This window comes from Streptomyces sp. NPDC007084 (assembly GCF_040703595.1).
Lineage (GTDB): Bacteria > Actinomycetota > Actinomycetes > Streptomycetales > Streptomycetaceae > Streptomyces.
Genome location: NZ_JBEYFY010000024.1, coordinates 21,041 through 36,017 on the forward strand (window position 1 = coordinate 21,041; position 14,977 = coordinate 36,017).

Consider the following 14,977-nt stretch of genomic DNA (forward strand, 5'->3'; position numbering starts at 1 on the left):
GGGTCAGCATCTCCCCAAGTCCGTTCCCGCAGGTCACGAGGGTACGGATGAGGCTCGCCGGGCCCTCCCCGGCGCTGGGGAGGGCCCCGCGCGAACCGTCCCTCACCGCACCGGCAACGTCACCGTCACCGTCAGCCCCCCGCCCGGGGTCGTCCGGACCGTGACGTCGCCTTCGTGGGCCGCGACCACGCCCTGCACGATGGCCATCCCGAGTCCGCTGCCCGCGCCGCCGCCCGCGCGGAAGAAGCGGTCGAAGACGCGCGTCGCGTCCTCCTCGGCGAGCCCCGGACCCTTGTCCGCGACACACAGCCGTACGACCCCGTCCGCGCGCTCCAGCGCGATCCGCACCGGCACGTCGGCGGGCGTATGGGTGCGTACGTTGCCCACCAGGTTGCCCAGCACCTGGCGCAGCCCCGACTCGTCCGCCCGCACCAGCAGGGTGCCCTCTGCGTCCACGGCCACCGGGCGGCCGGGCTGCTGGGCGCGCAGGTCCCCGGCCGCGTCCCGGACGAGCCGGCTCAGGTCGACGGATTGGAACCGCAGCTCGGGGCGCTGGTCGAGGCGGGCCAGGGTGAGGAGTTCGTCGACGAGGCGGCCCATGCGGTCGGCCTCGCCGTTCATCCGGTCCCAGGCGCGTCTGCGCTCGACGGGGTCGGTGAGGATCCCCTTGTCGTAGAGCTGGAGGTAGCCGCGTATCGCCGCGAGCGGGGTGCGCAGCTCGTGCGAGGCGTCGCCGACGAACCGGCGGAGCTGGGCGGCGCTGCGCTCGCGGGTGCGGTGGGCCGACTCGACCTGCTGGAGCATGGAGTTGAGGGCGAGCCGGAGCTGTTCGACCTCCTGGGTCGGGCGGTGGCTGGAGGGCACCCGCCGGGTGAGGTCGCCGTCGGCGATGGCCGAGGACGTCTCCACCATGGCCTCCAGCGGCAGCATCCGGCGGCGCACGCTGAACATGGTGAGGCACGCGAGGAGCGCCAACAGCAGGGTGCCGACGGTCAGATCGAGTTTCAGGGCCTTCGCGATCCCCTTGTGGAGCCCCTCGGTCGAGGTGGCGAACAGGACGTACGTGCCGTCGGCGAGGCGGGCGCCGGTCGCCCGGTAGGCGGCGCCGCGCAGGGTGACGTCGTGCGGGTCGCCGTCGTCGGCGAGCGCTCCGGGGTCGCGCACGGCGGCGGCGAACGCCCGCTGGGTGGCGGTGGGTTCGAAACCGGCGACCTCGATGGCACGGCCCCGCCGGTCGACGGCGGCGAAGAGGGAGTCGGGCCGCGGCGACTCGTCCACGGCGGGCCCGATCCGGTCCCGGACGAACGTCAGGGCGGTCAGCGAGTCGATCTGGCTCATGGTGAGCCGGGAGACGCCCAGCGACTCGCGGGTCTTGGCGAGCTGGGCGTCCACCTGGTCGAGCAGATAGTGCCGCATGCCCATCAGGCTCACCGCGGTCGCCGTCACGATGCCGAGGGCGAGGAGCGCGACGTTCGCGAGGGTGAGCTGGCCGCGCAGCGAGTGGACGCCGTGCCGGAAGCGGGGCCGGCGGAGTCCTCGTCCGGGGGGCGGCCTCACGCCAGTCCGTATCCGACGCCGCGCCGCGTCTGGATCACCGGCGGTCCCAGCGGTTCGAGCTTGCGCCGCAGATAGCTGATGTAGGTCTCCACGACCGTGGACTCGGCGGAGTGCTCGTACTGCCATACGTGCCGCAGGAGTTGCTCCTTGGGGACGATCCGGCCGCCGTTGCGCACCAGGAAGCGCAGCAGCGCGTACTCGGTGGGGGTGAGCTCCACCGTGGTGCCCGCGCGGTGCACTTGGTACGTCGTCTCGTCCAGCTCCAGGTCGCCGTAGCGCAGGGGCGGGCGCTGCGGGAGGACGTCGTCGGGGCGGGTGCGGCGCAGTACGGCGGTGATGCGGGCCACGACCTCGTCGATGTTGAACGGCTTGGTGATGTAGTCGTCGCCGAAGCCGAGCGCGCCGACGATCTCGGCCGGCGCGTCCCGCGCGGTGAGGAACACGATCGCCAGGCCGGGGCGGCGCGAGCGCAGTTCACGGCCGAGGGCCCGGCCGTCGCCGTCCGGAAGCATGATGTCGAGCAGGGCCGCGTCGGGGCGGGTGCGCTCGGCGAGGGCGAGCGCCTCGTGGACGGTCCCGGCGGCCATCACCTCGAACCGGTGGTAGCGCAGCGCGATGGTGAGGACGTCGGCGATGCTCGGCTCGTCCTCGACGACGAGGACGGTGGCCCCCTCGTGTGCGCTCATGCCCCCAGTATCGGCGGGCCCACCGACAGCGGGGCCGGTTCCCGCCTTGGAGTTCCTTGAGAGTCATGGGCGCGCCGTGTCCCGGCGCGCGCGGCGCCACGGATGCTGGGGGCCGGACCTGGGGGACCGACCGATCGACCGAGCGAACAAGGAGCGTTGAGCGTGGCGGCATTGGCACGGTGGTGCTATCGGCATCGGCTGGTGGTCCTGTTGCTGTGGGTGGGCACTCTGTTCGGTCTGGGCTTCGCGGCGACCACCGCGGGCACGGACTACGCGAACGTCTTCTCCCTTCCGAACACGGACTCCAAGCGCGCGTACGACCAGATGGAGAAGGCCTTCCCGGACAGCGCGGGGGACACCGACACGGTGGTCTGGAAGGTCGGCAAGGGGAGCGTCGAGGACGCCTCCGTCCGTTCCCGGATCCAGCCCGCGCTGGACGAGATCGCCGGCATGAAGGGCGTCGGCGCGGTCGCGGGACCCTACGAGGGTGAGCGGGGCGCCGCGCAGATCAGCCGCGACGGCACGATCGCCTACGCCCAGGTGACCTTCACCGAGCAGGCCAACTCCGTCCCCAAGGAGCTGGTACAGGACGTCGTGGACACCGCGCGGGACGCCGCACGCGACGGACTCCAGGTCGAGCTGGGCGGCCAGGCGATCCAGCGGGTGCAGGAACCGCCCACCGGGCTCGCCGAGATGGTCGGCATCCTCGCCGCGGCCGTCGTCCTCTTCCTCGCGTTCGGCTCGCTCTTCGCGATGCTGCTGCCCATCGGCATCGCCGTCTTCGGCGTCGGAACGGGCCTGTTCTCCACGCAGTTGCTCAGCCACAGCACCGACATCCCCGACCTGGCACCGCTGTTGGCGACCCTGATCGGTCTCGGTGTCGGCATCGACTACGCGCTGTTCATCGTCACCCGGCACCGGCGCGGCATCCTGCGCGGCCTGGACCCCGAGGAGTCGGCGGTCACCGCCCTCAACACCTCGGGGCGGGCGGTGCTGTTCGCGGGCGGCACGGTGTGCATCGCGCTCGCCGGGATGCTCGTGACGAACCTGCGGTTCCTGGACGGCGTGGTTATCGGCACCTCTCTGACCGTCGTGTTCAGCGTCCTCGCGGCCACCACCCTGCTGCCCGCGCTGCTCGGCCTGCTCGGCGTCCGGGTGCTCAGCCGCCGCCAGCGCCGCACGCTCGCCGAGCGGGGCCCGGAGCCGGAGCGGGCGAGCGGCGCCGCGGCCCGCTGGTCCTCGACCGTGCAGCGCCGCCCCAAGGCGATCGCCGCCGTCGCCGTGGCCGTCATGGCGATCCTCGCGATCCCGGTCCTGTCGCTGCGCCTCGGCGCCACCGACCAGGGCAACGACGACTCCACGACCACCACCCGGAAGGCCTACGACCTGCTCGCCGAGGGCTTCGGACCCGGCTTCAACGGCCCCCTCCAGGTGGTCGTCACCGGCGGCGACACGGGCGCCCTGGTGAAGGGCATCGAGGGCACCTCCGGAGTGGCCCGGGTCGCCGCGCTGCCGCCCGCGCACGGGGTGACGGTCATCCAGGTCGTGCCGACGACGTCACCGCAGTCGGAGCGCACCGACCGGCTCATCGACACCCTGCGGGACCGGGTGATCCCGGACGCGGGCACGACGGCCCACGTCGGCGGGGTCACCGCGGTGTCCAAGGACTTCGCCACCATCACCGGCGACCGGCTGCCGTACTTCGTCGCCACGATCATCGGCCTCGGCTTCCTGCTCCTCCTGGTCGCCTTCCGTTCCCTGGTGGTGCCGCTGACGGCCGCGCTGATGAACCTGATCGCCGCCGCCGCGTCCTTCGGCGTCCTGACCGCCGTCTTCCAGTGGGGCTGGGGCCTGGAACTCCTCGGCCTCGGCAAGGAGGGCCCGATCAACGCCTTCCTGCCCGTCATCATGCTCTCGCTGCTCTTCGGACTCTCCATGGACTACCAGGTGTTCCTGGTCAGCCGGATGCACGAGGAGTGGGTGCACACCCGGGACAACGCGCGGGCGGTGCGGGTCGGCCTCGCCGAGACCAGCCGGGTCATCAACTCCGCCGCGCTCATCATGGTCTGCGTCTTCCTGGCCTTCGTCCTCAGCGGCGACTCGGGAGCCGCGATGGCGGGCGTCGGCCTCGCCGCCGCGGTCGCCCTGGACGCCTTCATCCTGCGTACGGCCCTGGTGCCGGCCGCGATGCACCTGCTCGGCGACTCCAACTGGTGGCTGCCGGCGGGCCTTGAGAAGCGGCTGCCGCATCTGGCGGTGGAACCGGCCGAGGCGCCGCCCGCCGAGGAGCCCGCCGCCGTCGAGGGCGGGGCGAGCGCCGTGCACGGCTTCGTCCGCGACGCGGAGGGCGAGCCGGTCGACGGTGCCGTCCTCACCCTGCTGTCCAAGGGAGGCCGCCAGCTCGACCGGGTGACCTCGCTGGCCGACGGCTCGTACATCGTCTCGGTCCCGGCGCCGGGCACGTATCTGCTGTCGGCGACGGCCCGTTCGTACGGGGCGCGCGCCCGGCACGTCGTGGTGGCCGACCAGCCGCTGGTGCACGACGTGGAACTGACCGAGGGCGAGGTGGACGCCGACGCGGTCACCTGACCGGAGGCAGGCGCCACCGGACCGGAGGCGGGCGCGACACGCCGGGCGGGCCGACGGCTCCCGCCGACGGGTACGCGGCCGGCGCACCCGATCCGTGAGGGGGTCTCGCGGCCTGTACCTCCCGCGGTGTGTAAGGGGCTCTCGCCATGGGCGGACGCCCCTTACACCGGCCCCTTTAAGTCTCCGTCAGGGCTCCGTCAGGGCTCTGTCCCGCCGGTGGCTTGGCCGGTGGTTCGGCCGGTGGCTCCGCCGGTCGCTCGGCCGGCGTCCCCGCCGCCCGCCCGGCCCGCCTCCTTGGCGCCCTTCTTCGCCGGGTCCGGCAGCGCCCTGGTCATCCCCGGCAGGAAGTCCGTGAACAGCTCGTGCACCTCGTGGACGAGCGGGCGCAGCAGCCGGAACCGGGCCAGCGACACCCCGCGCGCGGTCAGCCGCGCACCCCGCTCGGCGAGCCGGTAACTGCGCTCACGTCCCTCCGTACGGTCGAAGACCCAGTACAGGACGAGCCCCATCTGGGAGAGCCACATCAGCTCCGGGAGGATCTCGCGCAGCTCGGCGGGCACCTTGGTCTTCGCCCCGGCCAGCACCTCCTTGTGGACGCTGATGGCCTCCGCGCGGGCGTGCTCCGACTCGGGGGAGAAGGGGCTGAGCGGGCTGTCCGGGTCGGCGGCGTTCTTGAAGAACTGCACCGCGAACTCGTGGTACGGCGTGGCGATGTCCAGCCAGGCCTTCAGGACGCCGCCGAGCCGGGCCTCCAGGTCGGTCTCCCGGTCCAGCACCTCGCGGACGGCCTCCTGGTGCTCGGCCGCGATCCTGTCGTAGAAGCCCTGGATCAGGTGCTCCTTGCCGGCGAAGTAGTAGTAGGCGTTCCCGACCGAGACCCCGGCCTCCTGCGCGATGGCCCGCATGGTCGTCTTGTCGTAGCCCCGCTCCTGGAACAGCCGCATCGCCGTCTCCAGGATCAGGGCCCGGGTCTGCTCGCTCTTCCCGGGACTCCGGCCCGCTTCCTTGCCGGACGAGGCGGCGGAAGCGGAAGCGGCGGAGGACGCGGCGGGCGGGGCGGAGTCGCCGGGGCTGTCTGTCGGTGCTGGCACGGGACGAGCCTAACGAGTGGCGGCGGGTGCGCATCCGCCGCTGTCGCAGGGCGGCGCGTACGTCCATCCCGCCGACGGGTCGTAACTCCATCCGTCGCCCCAGTGGTACGCGCCGCCGCCCCACCGCTCGGCGCGCCGCGCCTCACGCCACTTGGCGGCGGCGAGGACGGCGCCCCGCGCGAACTTCGCCCCGGCGGGGGTGCTCAGCCGGTGGGCCAGCGCCCGGTACTCGCGCAGCGCCCACAGGGTGACGATCCAGGCCGACGGGCCCTGGTAGACCTGGCCGGCGTCCCCTACCACGGTGATCTCGCTCAGCGTGGCGCGGTGGTCGAGGCCGGGGAAGCGGCGCCGGGCCTCCTCGGAGGCGACCGGGACGAAGGTGAGCGGGACGAGCTGGGCCTGCCGGGCGAGCCAGTGAGTCAGGAAGGCGCACAGTGAGCAGCGCGGGTCGTGCAGGACGGTGAGCCCGCGGACCGGGACGCGCGCCGCGTCCCGGTCCGGGCCGGCCGGGGTGCCGGTCACCGGTCTCACACCCCGGCCGCGGGCGCGGCCCAGTCGGTCGGCGCCACGGGCGGGGTCTGCTCCCGCTCCATGACGCCCCGGCGGCGGATCTTGTTGAGCACGTACACGTTGCCCAGGTGCATGACGCCGAGCACCAGCAGGACGACGCCCAGCTTCGTCGAGAGCGCCTCGAAGATCTCGCGTGCGTTGGAGATCTCCTCGCTCTGGTGCAGATAGAGCGCGACGAAGCCAAGGTTGACCAGGTAGAAGCCGACCACCAGCAGGTGGTTGACGGCGTCGGCGAGCTTCTCGTTCCCGTGCAGCACGTCCGACAGGAAGATCCGCCCGTTGGTGCTCAGCGTGCGGGCCACCCAGACCGTCAGCGCGATGCTGACGAGCAGATAGATGACGTACGCGACGACTGTGAGGTCCATGTCCCCACCCCTTCTTGAACGCGTTCAAAACGCTGTCAGGGATGAATGTAGACCTGCTTTTGAACATGTTCAAGTCGGATCCCGGCGGAAGTCCGCCCCCGCTCGGCGCATGGCCGACTCTCAGGCCCCGCGCGCGAGTTCCGGCCGCTTCGTGTAGTCCGTCAGCCCGATGACGTTCCCCCAGGGGTCCGCGAACTCGACGGTCCAGCCGGTGGCGACGGAGAAGGGCTCGTCGAGCGGCACGATGTCCGCGGCGGCCAGCGCGCGGGCGGCGGACCGGGCGTCCCGCACCTCCAGCCACAGCCGCGGCGAGGCCCACGGCGGCGTCCGGTGGCTCAGCTCGTCGTCCAGGCGCAGTAGCACCCCGGGCGTCTCCGCGCCGACCTTCAGCAGCGCGATCCCGGCCTCGTCGAGCCGGAAGGCCAGCGGGAACCCGGCCCGCCCGTAGAAGTCGACCGCCTCGCCGAGATTCCCTACGGGCAGCAGCACGTTGTCGAGTCCGAGCAGCTCGTATGACACGTCATCTGACATGCCATCAGGTTAGGCAGGGGCGGTGCCCGACCCGTCGCCCCGACCGCGGGCCGAACATCCGATCACCCGTTGAGGCGATCCGTGCCGCCCGCGCCCGGCCCCCCCCCGGGCGATCCGCGCCGCCTGCGCCCGGACCCCCCCCGGATGGAACCCCCTTCTCCGTCAGGGCGTCCTCCTGCAAGATGGCCTGACCGATCCCGCCCGTCGAACCAGTCCCGCGCCGTCGCGCGCGGGCACACCAGGAGCCAACGCCTTGACCGAGCAGCCGCACCAGCCGCCGCAGCCCCCCAACCAGCCGCCCGGCTACGGCTACCCGAACCCCGGAGCCACCCCGCCCGGCGGCACCGGCCCCTACGACGCCGGTCAGGGCCCCTACGCCCAGCAGGCCCCCTACGGCTACCAGGGCCCGTACGGCTACCCCGGCCCCGGCGGTTACCCGGGAGGCCCCGTGCCGCCCGGCACCTACACCGGCGACCCGAACGCCCCGTACGGCTACGACCCCTACGGGCGTCCGTACTCCGACAAGTCGAAGATCGTCGCCGGCATCCTCCAGCTCACCCTCGGCACCCTCGGCATCGGACGCTTCTACATGGGCAGCGTCGGCATCGGCATAGCCCAGCTCCTCACCTGCGGCGGCTTCGGCATCTGGGCGCTGATCGACGGCATCATGCTGCTCGTCGGCAACAGCGCCACCGACTCCGACGGCCGGGTCCTGCGTGGCTGACCCCGCCGCGGCGCGCTTGGTCGCGCCGCGGCACCCGGCGGCGGCACCTCTCGCGGTGCTCGCCGCCGGAGCGGCCGGGGCCGGCTATCTGTACGTCACCGATCCGCACGAGCCCGGCCATCTGCTGCCCGGCTGCCCGTTCCGGTTCGTCACCGGCCTGCTCTGCCCCGCCTGCGGCGGCACCCGCATGGTCTACGACCTGATGCACGGCCAGTTCGCCGCCGCCTGGCACGACAACGCGATGCTGCTGCTCGCCGCGCCGCTCGCCCTCGCCCTGCTGGGCCGCTGGACGGCCGAGGGCCTGCGCGGACGCCGGTGGCGCCCGCGGCCGAGCCCGCGCACCCAGGCGCTGGTGCTCCTGCTCGCGGTGACCTGGGCGGTGGTCCGCAACCTCCTCTAGCCGGGCCGCCGTCCGACGCGCCCGGTCCGTCCGACGCGCCCGGTCCGGCCCGACGAGCCCCTGTCCGGCTGGCGGCCCGCGGAGGCCCCCGCCCCCAGGCACGCGGAAGCGGACATGCGGAAGCGGACATGCCGAAGGGCCCCGCTCCCCAAGGGGAGCGGGGCCCTTCCGCCGTGCGGCTGCCGAGGGTCAGAAGCGACGCGTGATCAGCGCGCGCTTGACCTCCTGGATCGCCTTCGTGACCTCGATACCGCGAGGGCAGGCGTCCGTGCAGTTGAACGTCGTGCGGCAACGCCACACGCCGTCCTTGTCGTTCAGGATCTCCAGCCGCTGTTCGCCGGCCTCGTCACGCGAGTCGAAGATGAAGCGGTGGGCGTTCACGATGGCGGCCGGACCGAAGTACTGGCCGTCGTTCCAGAACACCGGGCAGGACGACGTGCACGCCGCGCACAGGATGCACTTGGTGGTGTCGTCGAACCGCTCGCGGTCCTCGGCGGACTGGAGCCGCTCACGCGTCGGCTCGTTGGTGTCCTTGGTGATGAGGAACGGCATCACGTCGCGGTACGCCTGGAAGAACGGGTCCATGTCGACCACGAGGTCCTTCAGCACCGTCAGGCCCTTGATGGCCTCGACCGTGATCGGCTTCTCGGGGTTCAGGTCCTTGATCAGCGTCTTGCAGGCCAGCCGGTTCTTGCCGTTGATCCGCATGGCGTCCGAGCCGCAGATGCCGTGCGCGCAGGACCGGCGGAACGTGAGCGTGCCGTCCTGGTCCCACTTGATCTTGTGCAGCGCGTCGAGGACACGCTCCTTGGGGTCGATCTCCAGCTGGAAGTCTTCCCAGACCGCGTCCGCCGAGACCTCCGGGTTGAACCGGCGGATGCGGAAGGTCGCGGTGATGTACGGGGAGTCGGCGAAACCGGGCTCGGGCGTGCCGGCCGCGTCCGCCTTGTCCAGAGTGGGAGTAGCCATCAGTACTTACGCTCCATCGGCTGGTAGCGGGTCTGGACGACCGGCTTGTAGTCGAGACGGATGGACTCGGTGCCGTCGTCGCCGACCTCGCGGTACGCCATGGTGTGGCGCATGAAGTTGACGTCGTCGCGGTTCGGGTAGTCCTCGCGGTAGTGACCGCCGCGGGACTCCTTGCGGGCGAGCGCGGAGACGGCCATGACCTCGGCCAGGTCGAGCAGGTTGCCCAGCTCGATGGCTTCGAGGAGGTCCGTGTTGAACCGCCGGCCCTTGTCCTGGATCGAGACGTTCAGGTAGCGCTCGCGCAGCTCCGCGATCTTCTCGACCGCCGTCTTGATCGTCTGCTCGGTGCGGAACACCATCACGTTGGCGTCCATGCACTCCTGCAGCTCCCGGCGGATGTCGGCCACCCGCTCGGTGCCCGTGGAGTCGCGCAGCCGCTCCACCTGGGCGACGACCTGCGCGGCCGGGTCCTCGGGCAGCTCGACATAGCCGGCCTTCGCCGCGTACTCGGCGGCCGCGATGCCCGCCCGGCGCCCGAAGACGTTGATGTCCAGCAGCGAGTTCGTGCCGAGACGGTTGGCGCCGTGCACGGAGACACAGGCGACCTCGCCGGCGGCGTACAGGCCCGGGACGACGGTGGTGTTGTCCGACAGGACCTCACCCTCGACGTTCGTCGGGATGCCGCCCATCGCGTAGTGCGCGGTGGGCTGGATCGGGATCGGGTCCGTGTAGGGCTCGATGCCGAGGTAGGTGCGCGCGAACTCCGTGATGTCGGGCAGCTTGGCGTCGAGCTGCTCCGGCGGGAGGTGCGTGAGGTCGAGGTAGACGTGGTCGCCCTCGGGACCGCAGCCGCGGCCCTCGCGGATCTCCGTGTAGATGGAGCGCGAGACGACGTCACGGGACGCGAGGTCCTTCATGACCGGCGCGTACTTCTCCATGAAGCGCTCGCCGTCCTTGTTGCGGAGGATGCCGCCCTCACCGCGGGCGCCCTCCGTCAGCAGGATGCCCATGCGCCAGATGCCGGTCGGGTGGAACTGGAAGAACTCCATGTCCTCCAGCGGCAGCCCGCGCCGGTAGACGGCCGCCTGGCCGTCGCCGGTCAGCGTGTGCGCGTTGGAGGTCACCTTGAAGAACTTGCCGGTGCCGCCCGAGGCGTAGATCACGGACTTCGCCTGGAAGACGTGGATCTCGCCGGTCGCCAGCTCGTAGGCGACGACGCCGGCCGAGTGCTTGACGCCGTCGATCTCGGTGATGAGCTGGTCGAGGACGTAGAACTCGTTGAAGAACTCCACGCCCTCCTTGACGCAGTTCTGGTACAGCGTCTGGAGGATCATGTGACCGGTGCGGTCCGCGGCGTAGCAGGACCGGCGGACCGGGGCCTCGCCGTGGTTGCGGGAGTGACCGCCGAAGCGGCGCTGGTCGATCGTCCCGTCGGGCGTCCGGTTGAACGGCAGGCCCATCTTCTCCAGGTCGAGGACCGAGTCGATGGCCTCCTTCGCCAGGATCTCGGCGGCGTCCTGGTCGACCAGGTAGTCACCGCCCTTGACCGTGTCGAAGGTGTGCCACTCCCAGTTGTCCTCCTCCACGTTGGCGAGCGCGGCGGCCATGCCGCCCTGCGCCGCGCCCGTGTGGGAGCGGGTGGGGTAGAGCTTCGTCAGCACGGCGGTGCGGCTGCGCTTCGTCGCCTCGATGGCGGCGCGCATGCCGGCGCCGCCGGCGCCGACGATGACGGTGTCGTACTTGTGGATCTTCATGAGTGGTTGCCTCAGCCCCGTGCCTAGCGGATGTTCGGGTCGAAGGTGAAGATCACCAGCGTGCCCAGCAGGATCGTGAACACCGTCGCGGTGTACAGCAGGCCCTTCAGCCACAGGCGGGTGTTCGCCCGCTCCGCGTAGTCGTTGATGACGGTACGCAGGCCGTTGGCGCCGTGCAGCATGGCGAGCCACAGCATGGCCAGGTCCCAGACCTGCCACCAGGGGTTCGCCCACCGGCCGGCCACGAAGGCGAAGCCGATCTTGGAGACGCCGCCGTCCAGGACGAGCTGGATGAGCAGGTGGCCGATGACCAGGACGACCAGGACGATGCCGGACAGGCGCATGAAGAGCCAGCCGTACATCTCGAAGTTGCCACGGGTGGACTTCGGGGTCTTCTTGGTGCGCTTGCGGGGGGCCTCGATGAACGGGGCCGGGTTGTCGACGCTGTACGCCGAGAACTCTCCGGCACCCTCGACGGGGCCGATACCGGCAGCGGCGGTGTCAGTAGTGGACATCTGCGTCAGCTCCCGAAGACTTCGCGGAATGCGTGCCCGAGCACGGGGTAGAGCGCCCCGGCCATCAGCACGACCCAGATACCGACGACGGACCAGAGCATCTGCTTCTGGTAGCGCGGGCCCTTCGACCAGAAGTCGACGGCGATGACACGCAGGCCGTTCAGCGCGTGGAAGAGGATGGCGGCCACGAGGCCGTACTCCAGCAGCGCGACGATCGGGGTCTTGTACGTGGACACGACCTTGTCGTAGTCCTCGGGGGACACACGGACGAGAGCGGTGTCCAGCACGTGTACGAACAGGAAGAAGAAGATGAGGACGCCGGTGACTCGATGAGCCACCCAGGACCACATTCCTTCCCGGCCGCGGTACAGCGTTCCAGCCGGCACGGAAGAACCCTCCGGGAGCGGGGATTGGGGCCGCGCCGGCTTCTGTGTCGGACGGGCCCGGCCGGGTACGGTCCACCGGCCCCGGCCATCGTAGCGACGTGTTGTCGGAACGCTTACAGCGGCCCTGTCAATGTGATCAAACTGGCAATCAATCAGCCACGTTCGGGCTACCCCGGGCGCCCGGCGCCGGCGGAGTGCGCGGCCTCTGCGGGGCGGGCGGTGCGGTCGAAGTCCGTGACGAGGCGGGAGAGCCGGCCGCGGGCCAGCCGCCGCAGCTCCTCGGCGGTGGCGACCCGCTCCTCCTCGGGATCGTTCGTCAACCGTGACCGGATGCCGGCGAGCACCTGGTCGAGCGCCTCCTCCGGGGCGAAGCCGTCCAGGCAGATGACGAACACATGTCCGAATCGGCTCTCGTATGCGGCGTGCGCGGCGCTCAGCGCGGTGTGGGCCGCCGAGTACGCGCCGTCCGGGAGCGCCGTCAGCGACTCGCCGGCCAGGGCCTCGGCCAGCTCGGCGGGGGTCAGGTCGTACGCCGCCTCGTCGGACGCGGCGAGCAGCGCGCCGAGATCCGGGTACGGGCGGTGGGCGGCCAGCCGGTGCGCCCAGCGGGGGCTGCGGCAGCAGGTGAGCAGGGCGCGGGTGACCGCGTCGGCGGGCGCGGAGTTGAACCCGTCGAGGCGGGCCGGGGACGGCGCCGCGCCCTTCTGCTCGGGCAGGGCGACCTGGCCGGGGAGGCGTGGGAGACGGTGCGGCGTCAGCGTGGGTCCTCGGCGACGGAGTGGACGGGGCGCGGCGCCCGTGGGCGGGACGTACGCGCGCTGTGTGGTCGGGTGTTCTTCGGCACGCGACGCAGGTGTTTTCGAACGTGGTGCGCGTGTTTCGGCAGGGGGAGGAGTGAAACCTGTACCGCTCACGCTATCGAGGTGTGGCGAGACGTGTCCGACGGATGCCCGAATTTCACCCGGACGGGAGAGTTTCGGAGCGGCCGGTGGACGGTAGCGGTGGCGCCCGGGGCAGGGTTCGGGGTGGAGTGGAGAGGTGGGTGCCCCGGTACGGGAGTACACCTGGACGGAGGACTGGATCACTCGGGGGAGTGACCCCGATGACGGAATGAGGGTGGCGGCGTGAGTGGTGGCAGGCGGCGTGCGCCGCGTCGGCGGTCGTGGCGGCATGACAGCAGGGCCCAGATCGCGGCCGGCGCCCTCGCGGTCGCGGGTGTCGTCGCGGTGGCCGTGGTGGTCTGGCCGGGCGGCGGCAGCGGGAAACCGGCCGGCGCCGCCGACCCGACGAAGGCCGCGACGGCCGGCGTGTCGCCCAGCGCCAGCCCCTCGCCCACCCGGAGCTACCCCCTCTCGAAGGCCCCCCGCACCATTCCGGCCGTACGGGAGCACACCCCGGCCCGCGGCCCCGGCTGGCGTCCGGCCGCCGGAGGCCGGGTCGTGGTGGACGACGCCGGTCTCGCCGACGAGGGCAAGCTGCTGGCCGGCGAACTCAAGCTGAAGTACGCCGGCCGGGAGGACCCGAGGGACGGCGACGTCGAGCTGGGCCTGAACGACGGAACGGCCGGCCCGGAGTCGTACACCCTCACCGTCAAGAACCGCCGGGTCACCATCAAGGGCCCCGCCGAGGCGGGCGTCTTCTACGGCACGCGCACCCTCAAGCAGGAGGTGCACGGCGGCGGCACCGCTCCCGAGGGCGTGGTGAACGACCGGCCGGCCAAGCCGCAGCGCGGGTTCATGCTCGACATCGCCCGCAAGCACTTCACGGCCGACTGGATCGAGGACCGGGTACGCGAACTCGGCGACCTGAAGTTCAACCAGCTCGGCCTGCACTTCTCCGACGACCAGGGCTTCCGCGTCCAGTCCGACACGCACCCCGAGATCGTCTCCAGGGAGCACCTGAGCAAGGCCGAGGTCCGCCGGATCGTCGACCTCGCCGCGAGCCGGCACATCACCGTCGTCCCCGAGATCGACTCGCCCGGACACCTCGGCGCGGTCATCGCCGCCCACCCCGACCTGCAACTGCGCAACGCGTCCGGGGCCGCCACGCGCGGCGCCGTCGACATCTCCAAGCCGGCCGCCGCGGACCTCGTGGACGACCTGCTCAACGAGTACGCGGACCTGTTCCCCGGCGCCTACTGGCACCTCGGCGGCGACGAGTACCAGGCGCTGACCGTCGCCAACCCGGCCGCGTCCTTCCCGCAGCTCGCGAGCGCCGCCCGGGACAAGTACGGCGCCGGCGCGAGCGTCGCCGACCTCACCACGGGCTGGCTGAACGACCGCGCCGCCGTGGTCCAGGGCCACGACCGGACGGCCCGCGCCTGGAACGACGGCTTCTTCCGGGGCGGCACGGTCAAGGCCGACGGCGACCTCCAGGTGGCGTACTGGACCGGCAAGGAGATCGGCGCCAGGCCGCCCGCCGAGTACCTGAGCGCCGGCCGCAAGGTTCTCAACTACAACGACGAGTTCCTCTACTACGTCCTCGGCGAGCCGCAGACCTTCGTCTACCCGACCGGGCAGCGCATCTACGAGCAGTGGACGCCGCTGGTGCTGCGCGGCACGGCGGCGGTGCCCGCGTCGTACGACTCCCAGATCCTCGGCGGCTCCTTCGCCGTCTGGTGCGACCTCGCGAACTCGCAGACCCAGGACCAGATCGCGGCCGGCATCCGCATGCCGCTGCGCGCCACGGTCCAGAAACTGTGGGACCCGGGCAAGCCCGAGCTGTCGTGGCCCCAGTTCCAGGCGCTCGCCAGGCAACTGGGCTGAACGCCCGGGCCGGTGTCCCGGTGTCCCGGCGTCCTGGTGGCCGGGCGTCGCCCGAAGTGTCCGACGGGCCGGGTG

At 71.8% G+C, this 14,977-nt stretch carries 15 protein-coding genes; 4 read left to right on the forward strand and 11 right to left on the reverse strand.

All coding sequences use genetic code 11. From position 1 onward, the window contains the following. Nucleotides 1–102: 102 nt before the first annotated feature. Both AB0912_RS20535 and AB0912_RS20540 read right to left on the reverse strand, forming a co-directional pair. Nucleotides 103–1,557: a HAMP domain-containing sensor histidine kinase gene (locus AB0912_RS20535; RefSeq protein ID WP_366701672.1), complete on the reverse strand. Its 1,455-nt coding sequence runs from the start codon at nt 1,555–1,557 to the stop codon at nt 103–105. Then, nucleotides 1,554–2,243, reverse strand: a complete 690-nt coding sequence (locus tag AB0912_RS20540) for a response regulator transcription factor (RefSeq protein ID WP_366701674.1) — start codon at nt 2,241–2,243, stop codon at nt 1,554–1,556. The genes AB0912_RS20535 and AB0912_RS20540 overlap by 4 nt, the downstream gene beginning before the upstream one ends. Before the next feature lie 171 nt (nt 2,244–2,414). On the opposite strand from AB0912_RS20540, the gene AB0912_RS20545 reads away from it, so the two are divergent. Then, a complete protein-coding gene (locus AB0912_RS20545; protein WP_366701812.1) occupies nt 2,415–4,832 on the forward strand; it encodes an MMPL family transporter in 2,418 nt (805 codons plus the stop codon). Nucleotides 4,833–5,029: 197 nt separating this feature from the next. Here the strand turns inward: AB0912_RS20545 and AB0912_RS20550 are convergent, their stop codons facing one another. From AB0912_RS20550 to AB0912_RS20565, 4 genes are all read right to left on the reverse strand, one after another. Then, nucleotides 5,030–5,794 (reverse strand): TetR family transcriptional regulator, encoded by a 765-nt coding sequence (locus AB0912_RS20550; protein ID WP_366701814.1) that lies wholly within the window; start codon nt 5,792–5,794, stop codon nt 5,030–5,032. A gap of 138 nt (nt 5,795–5,932) precedes the next feature. Next, nucleotides 5,933–6,445: a DCC1-like thiol-disulfide oxidoreductase family protein gene (locus AB0912_RS20555; RefSeq protein WP_366701676.1), complete on the reverse strand. Its 513-nt coding sequence runs from the start codon at nt 6,443–6,445 to the stop codon at nt 5,933–5,935. Between the two features lie 5 nt (nt 6,446–6,450). Then, on the reverse strand, nt 6,451–6,858 hold the full coding sequence (locus AB0912_RS20560) for a hypothetical protein (RefSeq protein WP_366701678.1): 408 nt from the start codon (nt 6,856–6,858) through the stop codon (nt 6,451–6,453). Between the two features lie 120 nt (nt 6,859–6,978). Then, a complete protein-coding gene (locus AB0912_RS20565) occupies nt 6,979–7,389 on the reverse strand; it encodes a VOC family protein (RefSeq protein WP_366701680.1) in 411 nt (136 codons plus the stop codon). A 253-nt stretch (nt 7,390–7,642) separates the two neighbouring features. Here AB0912_RS20565 and AB0912_RS20570 point away from each other — a divergent pair, with 253 nt between their 5' ends. Both AB0912_RS20570 and AB0912_RS20575 read left to right on the forward strand, forming a co-directional pair. Further along, nucleotides 7,643–8,113, forward strand: a complete 471-nt coding sequence (locus tag AB0912_RS20570; RefSeq protein WP_366701682.1) for a TM2 domain-containing protein — start codon at nt 7,643–7,645, stop codon at nt 8,111–8,113. Continuing rightward, nucleotides 8,106–8,513, forward strand: coding sequence for a DUF2752 domain-containing protein (locus tag AB0912_RS20575; protein ID WP_366701684.1), 408 nt, complete (start codon nt 8,106–8,108; stop codon nt 8,511–8,513). The genes AB0912_RS20570 and AB0912_RS20575 overlap by 8 nt, the downstream gene beginning before the upstream one ends. 189 nt (nt 8,514–8,702) lie before the next feature. On the opposite strand, the gene AB0912_RS20580 is transcribed toward AB0912_RS20575, so the two are convergent. The 5 genes from AB0912_RS20580 to AB0912_RS20600 all read right to left on the reverse strand — a co-directional run bounded on the left by AB0912_RS20580 (nt 8,703) and on the right by AB0912_RS20600 (nt 12,895). Beyond that, the gene (locus AB0912_RS20580) at nt 8,703–9,482 is read right to left on the reverse strand and encodes a succinate dehydrogenase iron-sulfur subunit (RefSeq protein WP_366701686.1); all 780 of its coding nucleotides are present in this window, start codon (nt 9,480–9,482) and stop codon (nt 8,703–8,705) included. Continuing rightward, entirely contained in the window at nt 9,482–11,236 is a 1,755-nt protein-coding gene (gene sdhA, locus AB0912_RS20585) for a succinate dehydrogenase flavoprotein subunit (RefSeq protein WP_366701688.1), read from the reverse strand. Before sdhA ends, AB0912_RS20580 begins: the two co-directional genes overlap by 1 nt. Before the next feature lie 23 nt (nt 11,237–11,259). Then, a complete protein-coding gene (locus AB0912_RS20590) occupies nt 11,260–11,751 on the reverse strand; it encodes a succinate dehydrogenase hydrophobic membrane anchor subunit (RefSeq protein WP_366701690.1) in 492 nt (163 codons plus the stop codon). 5 nt (nt 11,752–11,756) lie between these two features. Then, the gene (gene sdhC / locus AB0912_RS20595) at nt 11,757–12,137 is read right to left on the reverse strand and encodes a succinate dehydrogenase, cytochrome b556 subunit (protein ID WP_121405616.1); all 381 of its coding nucleotides are present in this window, start codon (nt 12,135–12,137) and stop codon (nt 11,757–11,759) included. Between the two features lie 167 nt (nt 12,138–12,304). After that, nucleotides 12,305–12,895: a 2-oxo-4-hydroxy-4-carboxy-5-ureidoimidazoline decarboxylase gene (locus AB0912_RS20600; protein ID WP_366701816.1), complete on the reverse strand. Its 591-nt coding sequence runs from the start codon at nt 12,893–12,895 to the stop codon at nt 12,305–12,307. Between the two features lie 429 nt (nt 12,896–13,324). Between AB0912_RS20600 and AB0912_RS20605 the strand changes: the two genes are divergently transcribed. Further along, nucleotides 13,325–14,902, forward strand: a complete 1,578-nt coding sequence (locus AB0912_RS20605; RefSeq protein ID WP_366701818.1) for a glycoside hydrolase family 20 protein — start codon at nt 13,325–13,327, stop codon at nt 14,900–14,902. Nucleotides 14,903–14,977 lie beyond the last annotated feature (75 nt).